Source organism: Allobosea lupini, assembly GCF_900109525.1.
Lineage (GTDB): Bacteria > Pseudomonadota > Alphaproteobacteria > Rhizobiales > Beijerinckiaceae > Allobosea > Allobosea lupini.
The window spans coordinates 116244-134630 of sequence record NZ_FOAN01000003.1 but is presented as its reverse complement, the minus strand read 5'-3'; the positions used below and the strand labels follow the sequence as shown (position 1 = coordinate 134630).

At 68.0% G+C, this 18387-nt stretch carries 12 protein-coding genes; 2 read left to right on the top strand and 10 right to left on the bottom strand.

All coding sequences use genetic code 11. The features are described from left to right. Nucleotides 1–14: 14 nt before the first annotated feature. The gene (locus BMZ21_RS10060) at nt 15–521 is read left to right on the top strand and encodes an RNA pyrophosphohydrolase (RefSeq protein WP_091832836.1); all 507 of its coding nucleotides are present in this window, start codon (nt 15–17) and stop codon (nt 519–521) included. A 77-nt stretch (nt 522–598) separates the two neighbouring features. On the opposite strand, the gene BMZ21_RS10055 is transcribed toward BMZ21_RS10060, so the two are convergent. The 10 genes from BMZ21_RS10055 to BMZ21_RS10010 all read right to left on the bottom strand — a co-directional run bounded on the left by BMZ21_RS10055 (nt 599) and on the right by BMZ21_RS10010 (nt 12886). Then, nucleotides 599–1012 (bottom strand): F0F1 ATP synthase subunit epsilon, encoded by a 414-nt coding sequence (locus BMZ21_RS10055; protein WP_091832833.1) that lies wholly within the window; start codon nt 1010–1012, stop codon nt 599–601. A gap of 152 nt (nt 1013–1164) precedes the next feature. Next, nucleotides 1165–2625: a F0F1 ATP synthase subunit beta gene (atpD, locus tag BMZ21_RS10050; RefSeq protein WP_091832830.1), complete on the bottom strand. Its 1461-nt coding sequence runs from the start codon at nt 2623–2625 to the stop codon at nt 1165–1167. A 65-nt stretch (nt 2626–2690) separates the two neighbouring features. Then, nucleotides 2691–3560 (bottom strand): F0F1 ATP synthase subunit gamma, encoded by an 870-nt coding sequence (locus BMZ21_RS10045; protein ID WP_091832827.1) that lies wholly within the window; start codon nt 3558–3560, stop codon nt 2691–2693. Nucleotides 3561–3658: 98 nt separating this feature from the next. Then, a complete protein-coding gene (atpA, locus tag BMZ21_RS10040) occupies nt 3659–5191 on the bottom strand; it encodes a F0F1 ATP synthase subunit alpha (RefSeq protein ID WP_091832824.1) in 1533 nt (510 codons plus the stop codon). After that, nucleotides 5191–5763 carry a F0F1 ATP synthase subunit delta gene (locus tag BMZ21_RS10035; protein ID WP_091832821.1) on the bottom strand — a complete coding sequence of 191 codons (573 nt, stop codon included), beginning with the start codon at nt 5761–5763 and terminating at the stop codon, nt 5191–5193. The genes atpA and BMZ21_RS10035 overlap by 1 nt, the downstream gene beginning before the upstream one ends. Before the next feature lie 257 nt (nt 5764–6020). Continuing rightward, nucleotides 6021–8210, bottom strand: a complete 2190-nt coding sequence (locus BMZ21_RS10030; RefSeq protein WP_091832816.1) for a primosomal protein N' — start codon at nt 8208–8210, stop codon at nt 6021–6023. 61 nt (nt 8211–8271) lie between these two features. Then, nucleotides 8272–9768 carry a tripartite tricarboxylate transporter permease gene (locus BMZ21_RS10025; protein WP_091832813.1) on the bottom strand — a complete coding sequence of 499 codons (1497 nt, stop codon included), beginning with the start codon at nt 9766–9768 and terminating at the stop codon, nt 8272–8274. A 10-nt stretch (nt 9769–9778) separates the two neighbouring features. Further along, nucleotides 9779–10252, bottom strand: a complete 474-nt coding sequence (locus BMZ21_RS10020) for a tripartite tricarboxylate transporter TctB family protein (RefSeq protein ID WP_091832810.1) — start codon at nt 10250–10252, stop codon at nt 9779–9781. Nucleotides 10253–10363: 111 nt separating this feature from the next. After that, nucleotides 10364–11362 (bottom strand): tripartite tricarboxylate transporter substrate binding protein, encoded by a 999-nt coding sequence (locus BMZ21_RS10015; protein ID WP_091832807.1) that lies wholly within the window; start codon nt 11360–11362, stop codon nt 10364–10366. 147 nt (nt 11363–11509) lie between these two features. Beyond that, nucleotides 11510–12886, bottom strand: coding sequence for a S1 family peptidase (locus tag BMZ21_RS10010; RefSeq protein ID WP_091832804.1), 1377 nt, complete (start codon nt 12884–12886; stop codon nt 11510–11512). A gap of 215 nt (nt 12887–13101) precedes the next feature. Here BMZ21_RS10010 and BMZ21_RS10005 point away from each other — a divergent pair, with 215 nt between their 5' ends. Next, nucleotides 13102–18348 (top strand): alpha-2-macroglobulin family protein, encoded by a 5247-nt coding sequence (locus BMZ21_RS10005; RefSeq protein ID WP_091832801.1) that lies wholly within the window; start codon nt 13102–13104, stop codon nt 18346–18348. Nucleotides 18349–18387: the final 39 nt, after the last annotated feature.

Here is an 18387-nt window from a genome sequence, read left to right as displayed (position 1 = left end):
TAGCGGGAGGGGTCATGATCTCCTCCCTCCCCTATCGTCCCAATGTCGGCATCGCCCTGTTCAACGCGCAGGGCCGCGTCTTCGCCGGCCGCTCGCGCAGCGCCGGGCCTGAGATCGTCCTGCCGGGCTTCGACTGGCAGATGCCGCAGGGCGGCATCGACGAGAACGAGGATATCGTTGCGGCCGCCCGCCGCGAGCTCGCCGAGGAAACCGGGGTGAGCAGCGCCGCATTCCTCGCCGCCACGCAGGAGTGGTGGGCCTACGACTTCCCCGCCTATGCCGGCCCGCCGCACAGGCTGAGCGTCTTTCGCGGCCAGCGCCAGCGCTGGGTCGCCTTCCGCTTCACCGGCAGCGAGACCGAGTTCGACATCAGCCAGCCGAATGGTGACGAGCCCGCCGAGTTCTCGGAGTGGGCCTGGCTGCCGCTCGCGGAGATGCCGGAGCGCGTCGTGCCGTTCAAGCGAATGGTCTACGAGAAAGTGGTCGCGGCCTTTGCCGAGTTCGCCAAGCCGACGAGCTGATCCTCGCCTTCAGACCCAACGAAAAAGGGCCGCTTGCGCGGCCCGCTGTCTCTCGTCCCAGGCCGCGACGCGGTCCGTCAGGCAGCCTTACGCTGCTCGAACACGCCCTTGAACTCGCGCAGTTGCACGAGCTGGTCGTGCAGGCGCTTCTTCTCAGCTTCGTCATGCGAACCGGCATGGCGGGTCTCGGCGGTCAGAATCTCCGCATCGAGGACGGCGGTGTCGACGTCCTCGAGGAAGCGGGCCTGCTCAGCCAGGATGGTGAGGCTCGTGGCGTTGATCTCGGCGAGGCCGCCGGAGACGAAGAATTCCTTGCCGTTGCTCGAGTCGGTCTGGACCAGGACGATGCCGGGCTTCAGCACGGCGACGACCGGCGCATGACCGGCGAGCACGGTCATCTCACCCTCGACCGACGGCACGATGACGCTGACGGCGTCGCCCGAGAACAGGATGCGCTCCGGCGAGACGAGTTCGAATGTGAAGGTGGCCATCGTAAAATCTCTCCAGGCTCGTCATGGTCGGGCCTGACCCGACCATCTCTGAAACCAGTGTCTTCTCGTCCAGAGATTCCCGGGACAAGCCCGGGAAAGACGCGTGTCACGCCCCCCGACCGACCGATGCCGGCCGGGATGGCCCGTGAAACTTACGCCGCCTCGGCAGCCAGGCGCTGGGCCTTCTCGACCGCTTCCTCGATCGAGCCGACCATGTAGAAGGCGGCTTCCGGCAGGTGATCGTACTTGCCCTCGACCAGGCCCTTGAAGCCCTTGATGGTGTCTTCGAGCGCGACGAGCTTGCCCGGCGAGCCGGTGAAGACTTCGGCGACGAAGAAGGGCTGCGACAGGAAGCGCTCGATCTTGCGGGCGCGGGCGACGGCCAGCTTGTCCTCTTCCGAGAGCTCGTCCATGCCCAGGATCGCGATGATGTCCTGCAGGGCCTTGTAGCGCTGGAGGATCTGCTGGACCTGGCGGGCGACGCCGTAGTGCTCGTCACCGACGATGGCGGCAGAGAGCATGCGCGAGGTCGAGTCGAGCGGGTCGACCGCCGGGTAGATGCCCTTTTCCGCGATCGAGCGCGAGAGCACGGTCGTGGCGTCAAGGTGCGCGAACGAGGTCGCCGGCGCCGGGTCGGTCAGGTCGTCCGCCGGCACGTAGATCGCCTGCACCGAGGTGATCGAGCCCTTGTTGGTGGTGGTGATGCGCTCCTGCAGGTTGCCCATGTCGGTGGCAAGGGTCGGCTGATAGCCCACCGCCGACGGGATACGGCCGAGCAGCGCCGACACCTCGGAGCCCGCCTGGGTGAAGCGGAAGATGTTGTCGACGAAGAACAGCACGTCCTGGCCGCGGTCGCGGAAGTCTTCCGCCACGGTCAGGCCGGACAGGGCGACGCGCATGCGGGCACCCGGGGGCTCGTTCATCTGACCGTAGACGAGAGCGCACTTGGAGCCTTCGCCGCCGCCCTTCTTGTTCACGCCCGACTCGATCATCTCGTGATAAAGGTCGTTGCCTTCGCGGGTGCGCTCGCCGACGCCGGCGAACACGGAATAACCACCGTGCGCCTTCGCGACGTTGTTGATCAGCTCCATGATCAGAACGGTCTTGCCGACGCCGGCGCCGCCGAACAGGCCGATCTTGCCGCCCTTGGCGTAAGGCGCCAGCAGGTCGACGACCTTGATGCCGGTGACCAGGATCTGCGCTTCCGTCGCCTGGTCGGCATAGCTCGGAGCCGGCTGGTGGATGGCGCGGGTGCCCGACGTCTTGATCGGACCGGCCTCGTCCACCGGCTCGCCGATGACGTTCATGATGCGGCCGAGGCACTCGTCACCGACCGGAACCGCGATCGGGGCGCCGGTGTCGGTGACCACCTGGCCGCGGACCAGACCTTCGGTCGAGTCCATGGCGATGGTGCGAACCGTGTTCTCACCGAGATGCTGGGCGACCTCGAGGACGAGGCGGTTGCCGAGATTGTCGGTCTCAAGCGCATTCAGGATCTCGGGCAGGACGCCGTCGAACTGCACGTCGACGACGGCGCCGATGACCTGCGCGACGCGGCCGGTGCCGGTGTTGGCGGGCTTGTCGGTCTTGGTCTTGGTAGCGGCTTTGGCCATGGTTCGAACCTCGGATTCGCGTTCAGCGTGTCGGATGGCCGGCACGCCGGCCTGAAGTTAGGCGGTTAGAGCGCTTCCGCGCCGGAGATGATCTCGATCAGTTCCTTGGTGATCATCGCCTGGCGCGAGCGGTTGTACAGCTGCGTCTGCTTCTTGATCATCTCGCCGGCATTGCGCGTGGCGGAGTCCATCGCCGACATGCGCGCGCCCTGCTCGGAAGCGGCGTTCTCCAGGATCGCACGCAGCACCTGCACCGTGAGGTTGCGCGGCAGCAGCGTCTCGAGGATTTCGCTTTCCTCCGGCTCGTAATCATAGACGGCGCTCATCGTCTTGGTGCCAGCCGGGATTTCGGCCGGGATGATGCGCTGCGCCGTCGGGATCTGCGAGATCACCGACTTGAACTTCGAGAAGAACAGCGTCGCGACGTCGAACTCGCCAGCAGCAAAGCGCGCCAGGATGTTCTGCGCGATCGTCTCGGCATTGGCGAAACCGAGCTGCTTGAAGGCGCGCAGGTCGATCACTTCAACGATGTCGGCGGCGAACTGCCGACGCAGGATGTCGAAGCCCTTCTTGCCGACGCAGATGAACTTGACCGTCTTGCCCTCGGCCTTCAGCGCGAGCGCCTTGTCGCGGGCGAGGCGGGCGATCGAGGAGTTGAAGGCGCCGCAAAGGCCGCGCTCGGCCGTGCAGACCACGAGCAGGTGCACCTTGTCCGAGCCCGTCCCGCCGATCAGCTTCGGCGCGCCCGGCCCTGAGATGCCCGAGGCAAGGTTCGCCAGCACCGTCTCCATGCGCTCGGCATAGGGACGCGCCGCCTCGGCCGCGCTCTGGGCGCGGCGCAGCTTGGCTGCCGCGACCATCTGCATGGCCTTGGTGATCTTCTGCGTCGCCTTCACCGAGGCGATGCGGTTGCGTAGGTCCTTAAGGGACGGCATCCGGTCTTGATCCCCTATCCGTCATTGCGAGGGCGCAGCGACGAAGCAATCCAGAACTGGCGCAGCGGGGCTGGATTGCCTCGCTGCGCTCGCAAAGATCAGGCGAAGGACTTGGCGTAGCCCTCGACGATCCCCTTCAGCTTCGCGGCATTCGCGTCCGAAAGGTCCTTCGAGGAGCCGATCTCGTTCAGCAGGTCGGCGTGCTTGCCGCGCACCAGCGAGAGCAGCCCGTCTTCGAAGGCGCGCACCTTGTTGACCGGCAGCGGGTCGAGATAGCCGTTGACGCCGGCATAGATCACGACCGTCTGCTCTTCCATCTTCAGCGGCGAGAACTGGCCCTGCTTCAGCAGCTCGGTCAGGCGGGCGCCGCGGTTGAGCAGGCGCTGCGTGACGGCATCGAGGTCGGAGCCGAACTGGGCGAAGGCCGCCATCTCGCGATACTGGGCGAGCTCGCCCTTGATCTTGCCGGCAACCTTCTTGGTCGCCTTGGTCTGGGCGGCCGAGCCGACGCGCGACACCGAGAGGCCGACGTTCACCGCCGGGCGGATGCCCTGGTAGAACAGGTCGGTCTCGAGGAAGATCTGCCCGTCGGTGATCGAGATCACGTTGGTCGGGATGTAGGCCGAGACGTCGTTGGCCTGCGTCTCGATGACCGGCAGCGCCGTCAGCGAGCCGAGACCGGCGGCCTCGCCCATCTTGGCGGCGCGCTCGAGCAGGCGGGAGTGGAGGTAGAACACGTCGCCGGGATAAGCCTCGCGGCCCGGCGGGCGGCGCAGCAGCAGCGACATCTGGCGGTAGGCGACGGCCTGCTTCGACAGGTCGTCATAGATGATCACGGCGTGCATGCCGTTGTCGCGGAAATACTCGCCCATCGAGCAGCCGGCGAAGGGCGCCAGGAACTGCATCGGGGCCGGGTCGGAGGCGGTGGCCGCCACGACGATGGAATACTCCATCGCGCCGCGCTCCTCGAGCACCTTCACGAGCTGGGCGACGGTCGAACGCTTCTGGCCGACGGCGACGTAGACGCAGTAGAGCTTCTGGCTCTCCGGCGCGCCTTCGACGTTCAGCGGCTTCTGGTTGAGGATCGTATCGAGCGCCACGGCGGTCTTGCCGGTCTGGCGGTCGCCGATGATCAGCTCGCGCTGGCCGCGGCCGATCGGGATCAGGGCGTCGATCGCCTTGAGGCCGGTCGCCATCGGCTCGTGCACCGACTTGCGCGGGATGATGCCGGGGGCCTTGACGTCGACGCGGGCGCGCTGGGCCGCCTTGATCGGGCCCTTGCCGTCGATCGGGTTGCCGAGCGCGTCGACGACGCGGCCGAGCAGCTCCTTGCCGACCGGCACGTCGACGATGGCGCCGGTGCGCTTGACGGTCTGGCCTTCCTTGATCTCGCGGTCGGAACCGAAAATGACGACGCCGACATTGTCGCTCTCGAGGTTGAGGGCCATGCCGCGCACGCCCGACTCGAACTCGACCATCTCGCCGGCCTGGACCTTGTCGAGACCGTAGACGCGGGCGATGCCGTCACCGACGGAGAGAACCTGACCGACCTCGGTGACCGAGGCTTCCGAGCCGAAGTTCGAGATCTGCGACTTCAGGATAGCGGAGATTTCAGCGGCGCGGATGTCCATCAGCCGACCTCTTTCATGGCAAGACGAATAGAATTGAGCTTGGTTTTCAGGGACGCATCGACCATGCGCGAACCCATCTTGACGATGAGACCGCCGATGATTGCCGGGTCAACCTTGAGCGAAACGTCGACATCCTTGCCCGCAACCTCCCTGAGGGCGGCAGTGATGTCCTTGAGCTGGGCGGCCGAGGGCTGCTCGGCGAGCGTGACCTCGGCGCTGACCACGCCCTTGGCCTCGGCGACCTTGGCACGGAAGGCACGGATCATGCCCGGCAGCGCGAACAGGCGGCGCTTGCTGGCGACGAAGCCGATGAAGTTGGCGGCAAGCCCGGCGATGCCGGCCTTGGCGGTGAGCGCGGTGATGGCGGAGACCTGATCCTGCGCCGAGAAAGCCGGGCTCTCGATCAGGCGCTTGAGATCATCGCTCTCGGCGATCATCGCGGCGAAGCCATCGAGGTCCTTGGCGACGGCGTCGACCGTCTTGGCCTCGCTGGCCAGTTCGAACAGAGCCGTCGCATAGCGCTCGGCCACGCCCGAGACTGGGGACTGTTCCTGCGATCCGCCCTCGGCCACGCTCTCGCTCTCTCTTCCAGGGGACCGCTCCGGCGACCTTCCGACGAAGGTGGAGTGCACGGCCCCGACACTGCGATGATCAAGCGCGCGACAAACCTGTTCCAGGGCTTGCGGCGCTTGGATTGCGGCGGTGCGATAGCATGGGGTTTCGGGGTGCGCAACCAACGAAATACCCGCCCCACATGCTTTGGATGCGGTCGAAAGAAGCAGCCGGCGCCGGGCGCGGCCACCTGCGCGGCTACGCAGCGGGAATCCGGCTAAAGAAAGCTCTGCGGATCGACGTCGACCGCGACCCTGACCGAGCCCTTCGGTCGCGGCGCCCGTTTGAGCCAGGCACGCAGATAGTCCTGCAGGTTGATCTCGCGCGCCGTCCTGACGATCAGTCGCATCCGGTGGCGCCCGCGCAGGATGGCGAGCGGCGCTTCCGCCGGTCCCAGCACGGCGACGCCGGCCGGCGCCTCGGCGCAGCGGGCCAGCGCCCGCGCATGGGTCTCGGCCTCGCCTTGCGAATTCGCCGAGACGATCAGCCCGGCGAGCCGGCCGAAGGGCGGCAGGCCGGCAGCCTCGCGCGCCGCCGTCTCGGCGGCATAAAAGCGCTCAGGATCGCCGGAGATCAGCGCTTTCAGCACGGGATGGTTGGGGTCGTGGGTCTGCAGCAGCGCCCGCCCCGGCTTCTCGCCGCGCCCGGCCCGGCCGGTGACCTGCCTGAGCACCTGGAAGGTGCGTTCGGCCGCGCGCGGATCGCCCGAGGTCAGGCCGAGATCGGCATCGATCACCCCGACCAGCGTCATCCCCGGGAAGTTGTGGCCCTTGGCGACGAGCTGCGTGCCGATGACGATGTCGAACTCGCCCTCCGCCACTGCCATCAGCTCCTGTTTCAGGCGCTCGGTTCCGCCCGGAAAATCGCTGGACAGCACGATCGAGCGCGCCTGCGGGAACAGCGTCGCGACCTCCTCGGCGAGGCGCTCGACGCCCGGCCCGCAGGCAACGAGGCTTTCGGGCTGATGACAGGCCGGGCACTCATGCGGCCTGCGCTCGACATGGCCGCAATGATGGCAGACCAGCGCCCGCCGGAAGCGATGGTCGACCAGCCAGGCTGAGCAGTTCGGACACTGGAAGCGGTGACCGCAATCGCGGCACAGCGTCAGCGGCGCATAGCCGCGCCGGTTGAGGAAGAGCAGCGACTGCTCCTTCGCCTCGAGATTGGTCTCGACCGCCTTGATCAGTTGCGACGAGAGCCAGCGCCCGCGCTCCGGCTTGTCCTTGCGCAGGTCGACCAGACCGAGGGTCGGCAGCTCGCGCCCGCCAAAGCGCTCGGGCAATTTGAGATGGAGATAGCGGCCGCGTTCGGCGTTGACCCGTGTCTCCAGCGAGGGCGTCGCCGAGGCCAGCACCACCGGCGCATTCTCGATGCGCCCACGCACCACCGCCATGTCGCGGGCGTGGTAGGCGACGCCGTCCTCCTGCTTGTAGGCGGCCTCGTGCTCCTCGTCGATGACGATAAGGCCGAGGTCCCGGTAGGGCAGGAACAGCGCCGAGCGCGCGCCTGCCACCACCAGCGCCTCGCCCCTGGCGATCGCCGCCTGCAGGCGCTCGCGCCGGCGGCCGCTCACGCCCGAATGCCACAGGCCCGGCCGGACACCGAAACGCGCCTCGAACCGGTCGATGAACTGCGCGGTGAGCGCGATCTCCGGCATCAGGATGACGCTCTGACGCCCGAGCCGGATCGCCTCGGCGACGGCCTCGAAATAGACCTCGGTCTTGCCGGAGCCGGTGACGCCCTCGAGCAGCGCGACCTGCCAGGATTGCTTGCGCACGAGCGCGGCGAGGGAATCGCCGACAGCCTGCTGGTCGTCGGAGAGCTGCGGCCTGGCGTGATCGGGATCGGGCCGTGCCGCGATCGCCTCCTGCGGCAGCGGCTCGACCGAGAAGGTGCCGGCATCGACGAGGGAATCGATCACCGCCGTGCTGACCGAGGCGGCCTCGGCCAGCGCCGATTTGCCAATCAGGAGCCCGCCCTCAGCGGCGGCGATGGCGCGCGCTCTTGCTGGTGTCATCCGCGCCGGCGGAGCACCGGCCAACCTGACACCGAGCTTCGGCCGCTCCGGCGTATCGTCGGGCGGGCGGCGCAGCGCCAGCGCCAGCACCGAGCCCTTGGCGGCGAGCGTATACCAGGCGACCCAGTCGACCAGCTTGCGCAAGGCCGGATCGAGCGGCGGCATGTCGAGCTTGCCGACGACCTTCTTCAGGTTGCCGCCACGGCCCGAACCGGCCTCCCAAACCACGCCCACCGTCTCGCGCGGCCCGAGCGGCACCTGCACGACATCGCCCGGCACGAGCGTGAGCCCCGGCGGCACGGCATAGCTATAGGCCTGGTCGAGGCCGAGCGGGATCAGCACCTCGACCGTGCCGCCACCGCCCTGCCCTTCGTCGAGCGCATCGTCCATGCGCCCGTCTCTAGCACTGATTCGCGGCGCTGACCGGCAGCAGTCGCCGCCGGTTATCGTTTCACGCCGCCGCCGGCTGGCGCCGGCCGAAGGGCAGCGCCTTCCAGAGCATCGCACCCCAGAGCAGCATGGTCAGCACGCCGAGCGTGCCGGCGATAGGCCGATCGAGGAAGCCGATGAAGGAGCCGTTTGCCTTGATCATCGAGCTCATGAAGTTCTGCTCCAGCATCTCGCCGAGCACGAGACCGAGGATCAGCGGCGCGACGGGGATGCCATGTTCCTCGAGCAGCCAGCCGAACAGGCCCATCACCACCATCAGCACGACGCCGTAGAGCGAGTTGGTCATGGCGAAGGAGCCGACCATGCAGAAGATCAGGATGATCGGCAGCAGGATATTGCGCGGCACCCGCAGGATCTGCTTGGCCGACTTGATCGCGGCCCAGCCGAGCGGGAACATCAGCAGGTTGGCGAGGATGAAGATGATGAAGACGGCGTAGATCAGTTCCGGCGTCTGCAGGAAGACGGTCGGCCCCGGATTCATGCCCTTCATATAGAGCACGCCGATAACGATCGCAGTGATCGAGTCGCCGGGGATGCCGAAGACCAGCGCCGGAATCCAGGCGCCGCCGAGCGCAGAATTGTTGGCCGAGGTCGAATCGACGATGCCCTCGATATGACCGGTGCCGAACTTCTCCGGCTCCTTGGAGAGCTTCTTTGAAACGGCATAGGAGACCCAGGCCGCAATGTCGGCGCCGGCGCCGGGCAAGGCGCCGATCACCGTGCCGATGACCGAGCCGCGGATGAAGTTCTTCCAGTACTTGCGCGTCACGGCACCGAGGCCGGTGAACATGTTGCCGACGGTCTGCTGCACCATCATGCCGGCCTTTTCCATGGTCACGGCTCCGCGGAGCAGCTCCGAGACCGCGAACATACCGATCAAGGTCGGGATGAAGTTGATGCCGGAAAGCAGGTCGACATTGCCGAAGGTGAAGCGCGGCTGGCCGGCGGCCGGGTCGATGCCGATGCAGCCGATGGCGAGACCGATGAACAGCGAGAGCAAGCCCTTGAGTGGATCGCCAGTGCCGATGAAGACCGCGCAGGTCAGGCCGAGGCAGGCGAGCCAGAAATACTCGAAGGAGGAGAAGTTGATCGCGACCTCCGCCAGGACCGGCGCGAGCACGATCAGGATGATGACGCCGAAGATGCCGCCAAGCACGGAAAACACGAGATTGACGCCCATGCACAGGTCGAGCTGACCCTTCTTGGTCATCTCGTAGCTTTCGTCGGCATAGGCCGCCGAGGCGGGCGTGCCCGGCATGCGCAGCATCGCGGCCGGGATGTCGCCGGCGAAGATCGCCATGGCGGTGGCCGTGACGATGGCGCCTAGCGCCGGCACCGGCGACATGAAGAAGGTAACCGGCACCAGGAGCGCCGTCGCCATCGTGGCGGTCAGGCCCGGCATCGCCCCGACGAACATGCCGAAGACGGCCGAGCCCATGATCACGGCCAGCACATAAGGGTCGAAGACCAGCCCGAAGGCGGTTGCGATCGCGTTCATTGCCGGCTCCTCAAAGGACGCTGTCGAGGACGCCGCGCGGCAGCGGAACGCGCATCAGCGACGAGAAGAACCAGTACACCAGCCCGGTCATGACGACGGCGACCACGACCGCCGTGATCGGCCTGACGCCGAACCAGAGGAACAGCACGAGCTGGACCAGGAGAGCGCAGGGAATGAAGCCGAGCGGCTCCGAGGCCAGGACATAGAACGCCATCGCCCCGAGCATCAGCGCGAAGGACGCAACGCGGCGTGGCTCGCCGGTCCACTCGTCGAGGGCGAGCCAGCGCCCTCCGGCCGCGCGCTCGCGCAAGCCACGGACGATCAGGAGCGCCGAGCAGCCGATGATGCCTGCGCCGAGAATGCGCGGGAACAGGCTCGGACCGTATTGCTGGCCGGGAAACGCGGAAAACGAAAAGGTCATCGCGATCATTGCAGCGGCGATCAGGATGAAGACGAAGCCGACTGCGGCATCGTTGAAGCGCATGGGATTCAACCTTCCTGAGCGGCAGGGCCGTGGCCGGGCGCTCTGGTCACGGACCGGAGAAGACGAAAAGGCGGCGACGCACCGCGCCGCCGCCTTCGGTGCTGCGATACGTCAGGAGGCCTTCTTGGCGAGCCCGCCAGCGGCAAGCGCGACGCCCATCTGCTTGTCGCTCTCGGCCATGAACTTGCCGAAATCCGGCCCGTCCTTGTAGACCATCGCGAAGCCGCGAGAGTTCATGAAGTCGGTGTATTCCTTCGACTCGTAGATCTTCTTCAGCTCTTCGCGCATGACCTTCTGGACGTTCTCGGGCAGGCCCTTCGGTCCGCCGATTCCGCGCCAGGAACCCACTTCAGCATCGATGCCGAGCGTCTCCTGCATGGTGGGAACGTCCTTGAACTGAGGGTTACGCTCGGGCGCCATGATCGCAAGCGAGCGGGCACGGCCGGCGTCCAGCATGGCGCGCGCCTCCGGTACCGAACAGGTCACGAGGTCGATGCCGCCGGCGGCGAGGTCCTGCATGGCCGGGGCGGCACCGTTCGAAGGCGCCCAGGAGACATGGTCGGGCTTCAGCTTCATGCCGAGCATCCACTGGATCAGCGCGAGATGCCAGATGCCGCCCTGGCCGGTGCCCGACGCCTTGAGCTTGCCGGCCGGAGCCGCCTTGATCGCTTCGGCGAGGGCCTTGATGTCCTTGTAAGGCGAGTCGGCCTTGACCTGCACACCCGCAGGGTCCGAGTTCATCTGAGCCAGGGGCGTGTAGTCAGCGAAGGTCAGCTGCGTCAGACCCTGATGGTGCATCATCGCGATCTCGGAGGTGATGATGCCCAGCGTGTAGCCGTCCGGCGCCCCTGTCGCGATCGCCGAGTGACCGACGACGCCGGAGCCGCCGGTCCGGTTGACGACGTTGAAGGGCTGGCCGAGGCTCTTCTCGAGCAGGCCGCCGACGATGCGTACGACCGCGTCGGTGCCGCCGCCCGCGCCCCAGGGACAAATCATCTGGACCGGCCGCGTCGGCCATTTCGCCTGGCCGATCGCCGGGCGTGCGATCAATCCCGTTGCGCCGGCCGCTGCCGCGCCAGCCAGGACCGAACGTCTGCTGATTCTGCTCATCTCAATGTCCTCCCGTTCAATCGATTTAAATTTTGAAAGCTTCTTCGCCTGGTGGCGCGGCCTTCTTGATGAAGTCGCTATCAGAGCCGATTGCCGCTCGCGAGGCAACAGTCTTTGTATGCTGTATGCACGATCACACCGACAGGTTCAGAGCCCGCAGGCAACCGGCACGACGCTCTTGCCCGCAGCCTCGGCGATGGCGCCCGTGCTGAGCTCGCTGGTCGCTGCAGCTGCCGCCGGCCTGGCATCGGCCTTCTCCAGCATCGCCCTGAGCTGCGCGACCCCCGCGATGGCGTAGTTGCGCTGCGGTGCGACCCCTGCGATCAGGGCCTTGTCGGAGGGATTGGCAGTGATCACCCCCGCAAGCCGGCCCTGCCGGTCGAAGATCGGGCTGCCGGCGCCACCGGGCTGCAGGGGCGCGAGCACCGCGTCGCTCGTCACCTCTCCGGGCAGCGCAACCGCGGTGCGCGCGGCGGCGGTTCCGTCATAGGCCAGCACGACGACCGCCTCTTTCGCGGCGGGCGCGGCATCGCGCAGCCCAGGCGCGGCACCTGTCGCCAGTCCGGGCACATCGAGCAGCGCAAGCCCGCTCGCCTGATCCTGCGCCCGCAATTTCGCCGGGCGCGTGCCGACCTTCAGGCCCTTGCACGGATCGACCGCGGCACGCGCCGTCAGCACCAGCTCCCTGCCGACGACGAGGCCGACGCCGAAGCGCTCGGTCGCCGGCTGGGCCGGAGTGGTCGCCACGGCAGGCGCGCCGGGAGCCGCCGGCGTCGGCGCCGGCCCCGGCGCTGCACCGCTCGGGAACGGCTCGAAGCTGTCGGCGATGGCGGTCACGACCTTGTCGAAGGTCGCGGAGACCCCCTTGTCGTAGCCGACCGAGAAACCGCGCAGGCCCGAAGGCCCCAAAGCTTGCCGCCTGAAGAACTTTCCGGTCGGCGTCTCGCCGGCGACGACGAAGAAGGTGGGCTGCAGCAGCTTGTAGGTGACCTTGCGCTGGATGTTCGGGTTGACGGCGATGGCGCGCTCGAAGATCGCCTGCAGCGGCTCGGTTGCGGGGCCGGCGCTGACGTCGAGCGTGATCTTGCCGTCGGCGCTCTGCCAACGGCTGCCGCCGGCGGCCGTCGCCTCGCGCTTGGGCAGCAGCTTTTGCGGGATGCCGATGCGCACGCCGGTCGGCTGGTCGGTAATCACGGCGAAGCCTGCCGCATCGCGCGCCGTCCTGGCGAGGCGCGCCAGCTCCTGCCGCTCGGCCGGCGTCAATTGCCCATTCGGCTCGCCGCGCCCGGCCTTGAAGCTGTTGACGGCACGGAAGGTCAGCGCCCCGAAATTGCCGGTTGCGGCGCTGTTGAGATGCCCGGTCCAGATCAGATCGGCCTGGATCGCCTTGCGCTCCGCTTCGGGCAGCGCGGAAAAGCTCTGCGTTGCCGCAGCCAGGCGCGGATCGGCCGGCTGCTGTGCCTGCGCAGCACCGAGGCAGGCGAGCATGCCGGCGATACCGATCCAAGAGGAAACCTTGAGCACGACCTTCTCCTCATCCAGACCGCGCCGCGACGCGGCGCCATTCAGCGTCAGCCTCGTTGCGGAGGCAAGAGGCGAGAAGGGCTCAACTGATCGCAAGCCGAGTTGCGCCCGACGCGCCCGGTGCTAGCTTCGCGCAGCGCAATGTGATGACCCGTCATCGCGTCGCCGCCTGCTGCCGCCAGTATCCTGCCGCCCGCCTTTTCGGAGACCGAGCCATGCGCCATCTCGTCCGTCTCGCCCTACTGCTCGGCCTGACTGTCGCCGCCGGACCCGCTTTCGCGCAGAAGGCCTATGTGCGGCCCGATCTCGCCAGCGACGGGCAGCGCCTGGAGGAGCGGCTGAAGCGCGAGGTCTCGGTCGGCCAACGCCCCTTCGCCACCTTGCTGCGCGACGGCACTGCGGCCCTCAATCGCGGCGACGCCCGCGCAGCGTTGCCGCTCGCCAATGCCGCAGCGGTCGCCGATCCCACCAATCCCGGCGGCTGGCGCCTGATGGCGCAGGCGGCGAGCGGCATCGAGCCGCGCGATTATCGCGAGCGCTACGAATTGCGCGAGCGGGCGATCAGCGCCGCCTATCTCGCTTATCAGCGCTCGACCTCGCGCCCGGACGAGGCCTCCTCGCTCGGCGTGCTCGCCCGCGTCTTCGAGAAGCACGAGCTCTGGCGCCCGGCGCTGACGACCTATCGGCTCAGCCTCGATCTTTCCGACAACGCCTCGCTGCGCACCGATTACGAGGCGCTGCGGGCCCAGCGCGGTTTCCGTCTTCTCTCAAACAAGGTCGATTCCGACGCGGCGAGCCCACGCGCCTGCTTCGAGTTCTCCGAACCGCTCTCGCGCGGCCGCGTCGACTTCGCGCCTTACGTCGCCATCACCGGCAAGGGTGATTTCGCCGTCAGCGGCGAAGAGCGCCAGCTCTGCGTCGACGGCCTGCGCCATGGCGAGCGCTATGGCTTCGTGATCCGCCAGGGCGTGCCCTCGGCCATCCCCGACGAGAAGCTGCTGAAATCGGCCGATTACGAGGTCTATGTCCGCGATCGCGCCCCCTCCGTGCGCTTCACCGGCAAGAATTACGTCCTGCCGCGCACCGGCCAGCAGGGCGTGCCGGTCGTCTCGGTCAATGCCGATAGCCTCGATCTCGAAGTGATGCGCATCGGCGACCGCAACCTGATCGGCTCGGTCCATTCCGACGACTTCCTGAGCCAGCTCGGCAGCTACAACGCCAGCCAGATCGCCTCGGACAAGGGCGCGAGCGTCTGGAAGGGCACGATGGCGGTGAAGTCCGAGCTCAACAAGGACGTCACCACCGCCTTCCCGGTGCTGGAAGCGGTCGGCCGGCTCCAGCCTGGCGTCTACGTCATGTTCGCCAAGCCGACCGGCAGCACGCGAACTGCAAGCTCGTCCGACAGCGATGGCGACTATGACGACGGCACGACCCGCGCGACGCAATGGTTCGTCGTCTCCGATCTCGGCCTGACCTCCTTCTCCGGCCCGGATGGCGTGCATGTGCTGGTGCGCTCGCTCGCCGACGCCGCGCCCGTCGCCAATGCGGAATTGCGCCTGATCGCCCGCAACAACGAGGTGCTGGCGACCGTCCGCTCCGACGCCAACGGCTATGCCCGCTTCGACGCGGCCCTCGGCAAGGGCCAGGGCGGCAATGCGCCCGGCCTCGTCACCGCCAGCGTCGCCGAGGATTACGGCTTCCTCGACCTGAAGCAGACCGCGTTCGACCTCTCCGATCGGGGCGTGAAGGGCCGCGTCGCTCCGACGGGGCTCGACGCCTTCCTCTATACCGAGCGCGGCGTCTATCGCTCCGGCGAGACGGTCTATCTGACGACGCTGCTGCGCGACGCCAAAGGCGCCGCCGTCTCCGGCCTGCCGCTGACGCTCGTCGTCAGGCGGCCGGACGGCGTCGAGTACCGCCGCCGCCAGGTCGAGGACCAGGGCGCCGGCGGGCGAGCCCATTCGATCCCGCTGATCTCCGGTGCCCAGACCGGCACCTGGCGCGTCCAGGCCTATTCCGACCCGAAGGGCGCCGCGATCGGCGAGGTCTCCTTCCTGGTCGAGGATTATGTCCCCGAGCGGCTGGAATTGACCCTCGCACCGAAGAAGCAGGTGCTGCAGGCCGGCGAGCCGGCCGAGATCGACGTCAACGCCCGCTATCTGTACGGCGCGCCCGGCTCCGATCTCGACGTCACCGGCTCGATGACCGTGCGCTCGGCAGCGCAGACCGCGATCCCCGGCTTCTCCGGCTACGAGGTCGGCCTGACCGACGAGGCCTTCGAGCCGCAGCAGAGCGAGTTCGAGGACGCCGCCAAGACCGGCGCCGACGGCAAGGTCACGATCGCCAATCCCGTCGCCCAGCCCGAGACCAACCGCCCGCTCGAGGTCGAATTGACGGTGCGTGTCGGCGAGCCCGGCGGGCGCGCCATCGCCCGCTCGCTCACGCTGCCGATCGTGCCGAAGGGCGCCGCCATCGGCGTGCGCAAGGCCTTCAAGGAGGGCGAGCTCGGCAACGGCCAGACCGCGACCTTCGACGTGATCATGGCCCAGGGCGACGGGCGCCGCATCGCCCGCCAGGGCGTCAAATGGACGCTCTCCAAGGTCAGCCGCAACTATCAGTGGTTCTACCAGGACGGCCGCTGGAACTATGAGGGCGTGAAGACGACCCGCCGCGTTGCCGATGGCGAGATCGCCGTCGCCGAGGCCACGCCGGCGCGCATCGCCGCGCCGGTGCAATGGGGCAATTACCGGCTCGACGTCAGCGCCGACGGCGCCGAGGCGACCGAGACGAGCGTCTCCTTCACTGTCGGCTACGAGACCGACAAGACCGCCGACCAGCCCGATGTGCTCGACGTCGCCCTCGACAAGCCGTCCTACGCCAATGGCGAGAGCATGCAGGTGCGTCTCACTCCGCGCTTCGCCGGCAAGGCGACGCTCGCAGTGATGAGCGACCGCGTCGCCGAGATCCGCACCGTCGACGTGCCCGCCAACGGCACGACCGTGACCATCCCCGCCAAGTCGGACTGGGGTGCCAGCGCCTATCTCGTCGTGCTCGCCCATCGCCCGATGGATACCGCTGCGCAGCGCATGCCCGGCCGCGCCATCGGCCTCGCCTGGTTCAGCGTCGGCAAGGACGAACGCAACCTCGCGATCGACCTCGGGGCGCCCAACCTGGTGCGCCCGCTCTCGACCTTGTCGCTCCCCGTCAAGGTCACCGGCGCGAAAGCAGGCGAGGACGCCTTCATCACCGTCGCTGCGGTCGATATCGGCATCCTCAACCTGACCCGCTTCGAGAGCCCCGATCCGAGCAAGTACTTCTTCGGCCAGCGCCAGCTCGGCCATGAATTGCGCGATCTTTACGGCTATCTGATCGATGGCATGCAGGGCGCGCGTGGCGCGATCCGCTCCGGCGGCGACGCCGCCCCGCAGCTCAATGGCGAGGCGCCGACGCAAGAGCCGCTTGCGCGCTATTCCGGCGTGGTCAAGCTCGGCCCGGACGGCACCGCCAAGGTCGACTTCGAACTGCCGGCCTTCAACGGCTCAGTCCGCGTCATGGCCGTGGCCTGGAGTGCCGGCCGCACCGGCCAGGCCAGCGCCGACGTCTTCGTGCGCGACCAGATCGTGGCGCAGGCGACGCTGCCGCGCTTCCTGGCGCTCGGCGACCAGTCGCGCTTCCACCTGCAGATCGACAATGTCGAGGGGCCGGCCGGCTCCTATCTCGTCGATCTCGACGTCAAGGGCCCGGTCGTCGTCGCCGCCGATGCGACCCGCCGCAGCATGACCATGGCGGCCGGCGCCAAGAGCTCGCTGACAATTCCCGTGACCGCCGCCGGGCTTGGGCGGGCCTCGTTCGACGTCAAGGTCACCGGTCCCAACGGCATCGGCACGGTGCAGAACCTCGCCGTGCGCGTGCAGCCCTCGACTCAGACGATCGCGCGCCGGATCGTGCGCCCGATTCCGGGCGGCGGCTCACTCACCGTCTCTTCCGACTTGATGGCCGATCTAGTGCCCGATTCCGGCGCGGTCTCCGTCTCGGTCTCGCCGGTCGCGGCGCTCGACGTCGCGGCGGTGCTGAAGGCGCTGGACCGCTACCCCTATGGCTGCACCGAGCAGACGATCAGCCGGGCGCTGCCGCTGCTCGTCGTGAACCGGCTCGCCTCGATGGAGCAGCTGGCGCTCGACGGCAATGCCGACGAGCGCGTGACCGCCGCAATCGAACGCGTGCTCGCCCGGCAGGGCAATAACGGCTCCTTCGGCCTCTGGGGTGTTGGCGGCGAGGATCTCTGGCTCGACGCCTTCGTCACCGACTTCCTGACCCGCGCCCGCGAGCGCCAGTTCGCGGTGCCGCAGACCGCCTTCAACATGGCGCTCGACCGCCTGCGCAACCAGGTCGTCAACACCAGCGAGATCAACAAGGAGGAGGCGGCCGGCATCGCCTATGCCCTCTACGTGCTCGCCCGCAACGGCCGCCCGGTGATGGGCGATCTGCGCTATCTCGCCGACAACAAGCTCGGCGATTTCGGCTCCCCCCTCGCCCGCGCCCAGATCGGCGCCGCGCTCTCCCTGCTCGGCGATCGCACCCGCGGCCGGGCCGCCTTCACCAGCGCACTGGGAACGCTGCAGCAGGCGAGCGATGACGGCCTCTCGCGCCCCGATTACGGCTCGCGGCTGCGCGACGGCGCCGGCATCCTGACCTTGATCGCCGAGAGCAATGGCGAGCGTGCCGATCTCTCCCGCGCTGCCGACGTCGTGCAGAGCGCGCGCCAGAATGCGCGCTACACCTCGACGCAGGAGAACATGTGGATGGCGATGGCGGCCGCGGCGATGGCCAAGGACGCCGAGGGTCTGTCGCTGACCGTCGACGGCACCGAGCGCAAGGGCGCCTTCTACCGCACGATCCCGCAGGCCTCGCTGGAGGCCAAGCCCGTGGTGATCGGCAATCCCGGCACCGCCTCCGCTAATGCCGTGATCACCGTCTCGGGCATCCCGGCGACACCGGAGCCGGCGCTCAACCAGGGCTTCGGACTGGAGCGCACGCTCTTCACCATGAAGGGCGAGCGGGTCGATCCTGCGCGCCTGCGCCAGAACGAGCGCTATGTCGTTGCGCTCAAGGTGACCGAGCCGGCGGCGCGCTATGGCCGGCTGCTGCTGGTCGACCCGGTTCCGGCCGGCCTCGAGATCGAGAACGCCAAGCTGACCGAAGGCGCCTCGGTCGAGGGTCTCAACTGGCTGAAGCAGGAGGTCTCGCCGGTGCATACCGAAGCGCGTGACGACCGCTTCGTCGCGGCTTTCGAACGCAGCGGCGGCAAGAACGACCCGCTGGGCTACACGGTCGCCTATATCGCCCGGGCCGTCTCGCCCGGCCGCTATGTCGCGCCGGCGGCAGTGATCGAGGACATGTACCGGCCAGACCGCTTCGGCCGGACAGGCTTCGGCACGATCGAGATCTCGTCGGCGAGGTGATCTCGTGAAGCCGGGGCCGGACGAGCGAAACGCCTCTTC

Coding starts and splice junctions, on each gene's coding strand:
- BMZ21_RS10060 (WP_091832836.1), top strand. CDS start 15: ATGATCTCCTCCCTCCCCTATCGTCCCAATGTCGGCATCGCCCTGTTC.
- BMZ21_RS10055 (WP_091832833.1), bottom strand. CDS start 1,012: ATGGCCACCTTCACATTCGAACTCGTCTCGCCGGAGCGCATCCTGTTC.
- atpD (WP_091832830.1), bottom strand. CDS start 2,625: ATGGCCAAAGCCGCTACCAAGACCAAGACCGACAAGCCCGCCAACACC.
- BMZ21_RS10045 (WP_091832827.1), bottom strand. CDS start 3,560: ATGCCGTCCCTTAAGGACCTACGCAACCGCATCGCCTCGGTGAAGGCG.
- atpA (WP_091832824.1), bottom strand. CDS start 5,191: ATGGACATCCGCGCCGCTGAAATCTCCGCTATCCTGAAGTCGCAGATC.
- BMZ21_RS10030 (WP_091832816.1), bottom strand. CDS start 8,210: ATGGACGATGCGCTCGACGAAGGGCAGGGCGGTGGCGGCACGGTCGAG.
- BMZ21_RS10025 (WP_091832813.1), bottom strand. CDS start 9,768: ATGAACGCGATCGCAACCGCCTTCGGGCTGGTCTTCGACCCTTATGTG.
- BMZ21_RS10020 (WP_091832810.1), bottom strand. CDS start 10,252: ATGCGCTTCAACGATGCCGCAGTCGGCTTCGTCTTCATCCTGATCGCC.
- BMZ21_RS10015 (WP_091832807.1), bottom strand. CDS start 11,362: ATGAGCAGAATCAGCAGACGTTCGGTCCTGGCTGGCGCGGCAGCGGCC.
- BMZ21_RS10005 (WP_091832801.1), top strand. CDS start 13,102: ATGCGCCATCTCGTCCGTCTCGCCCTACTGCTCGGCCTGACTGTCGCC.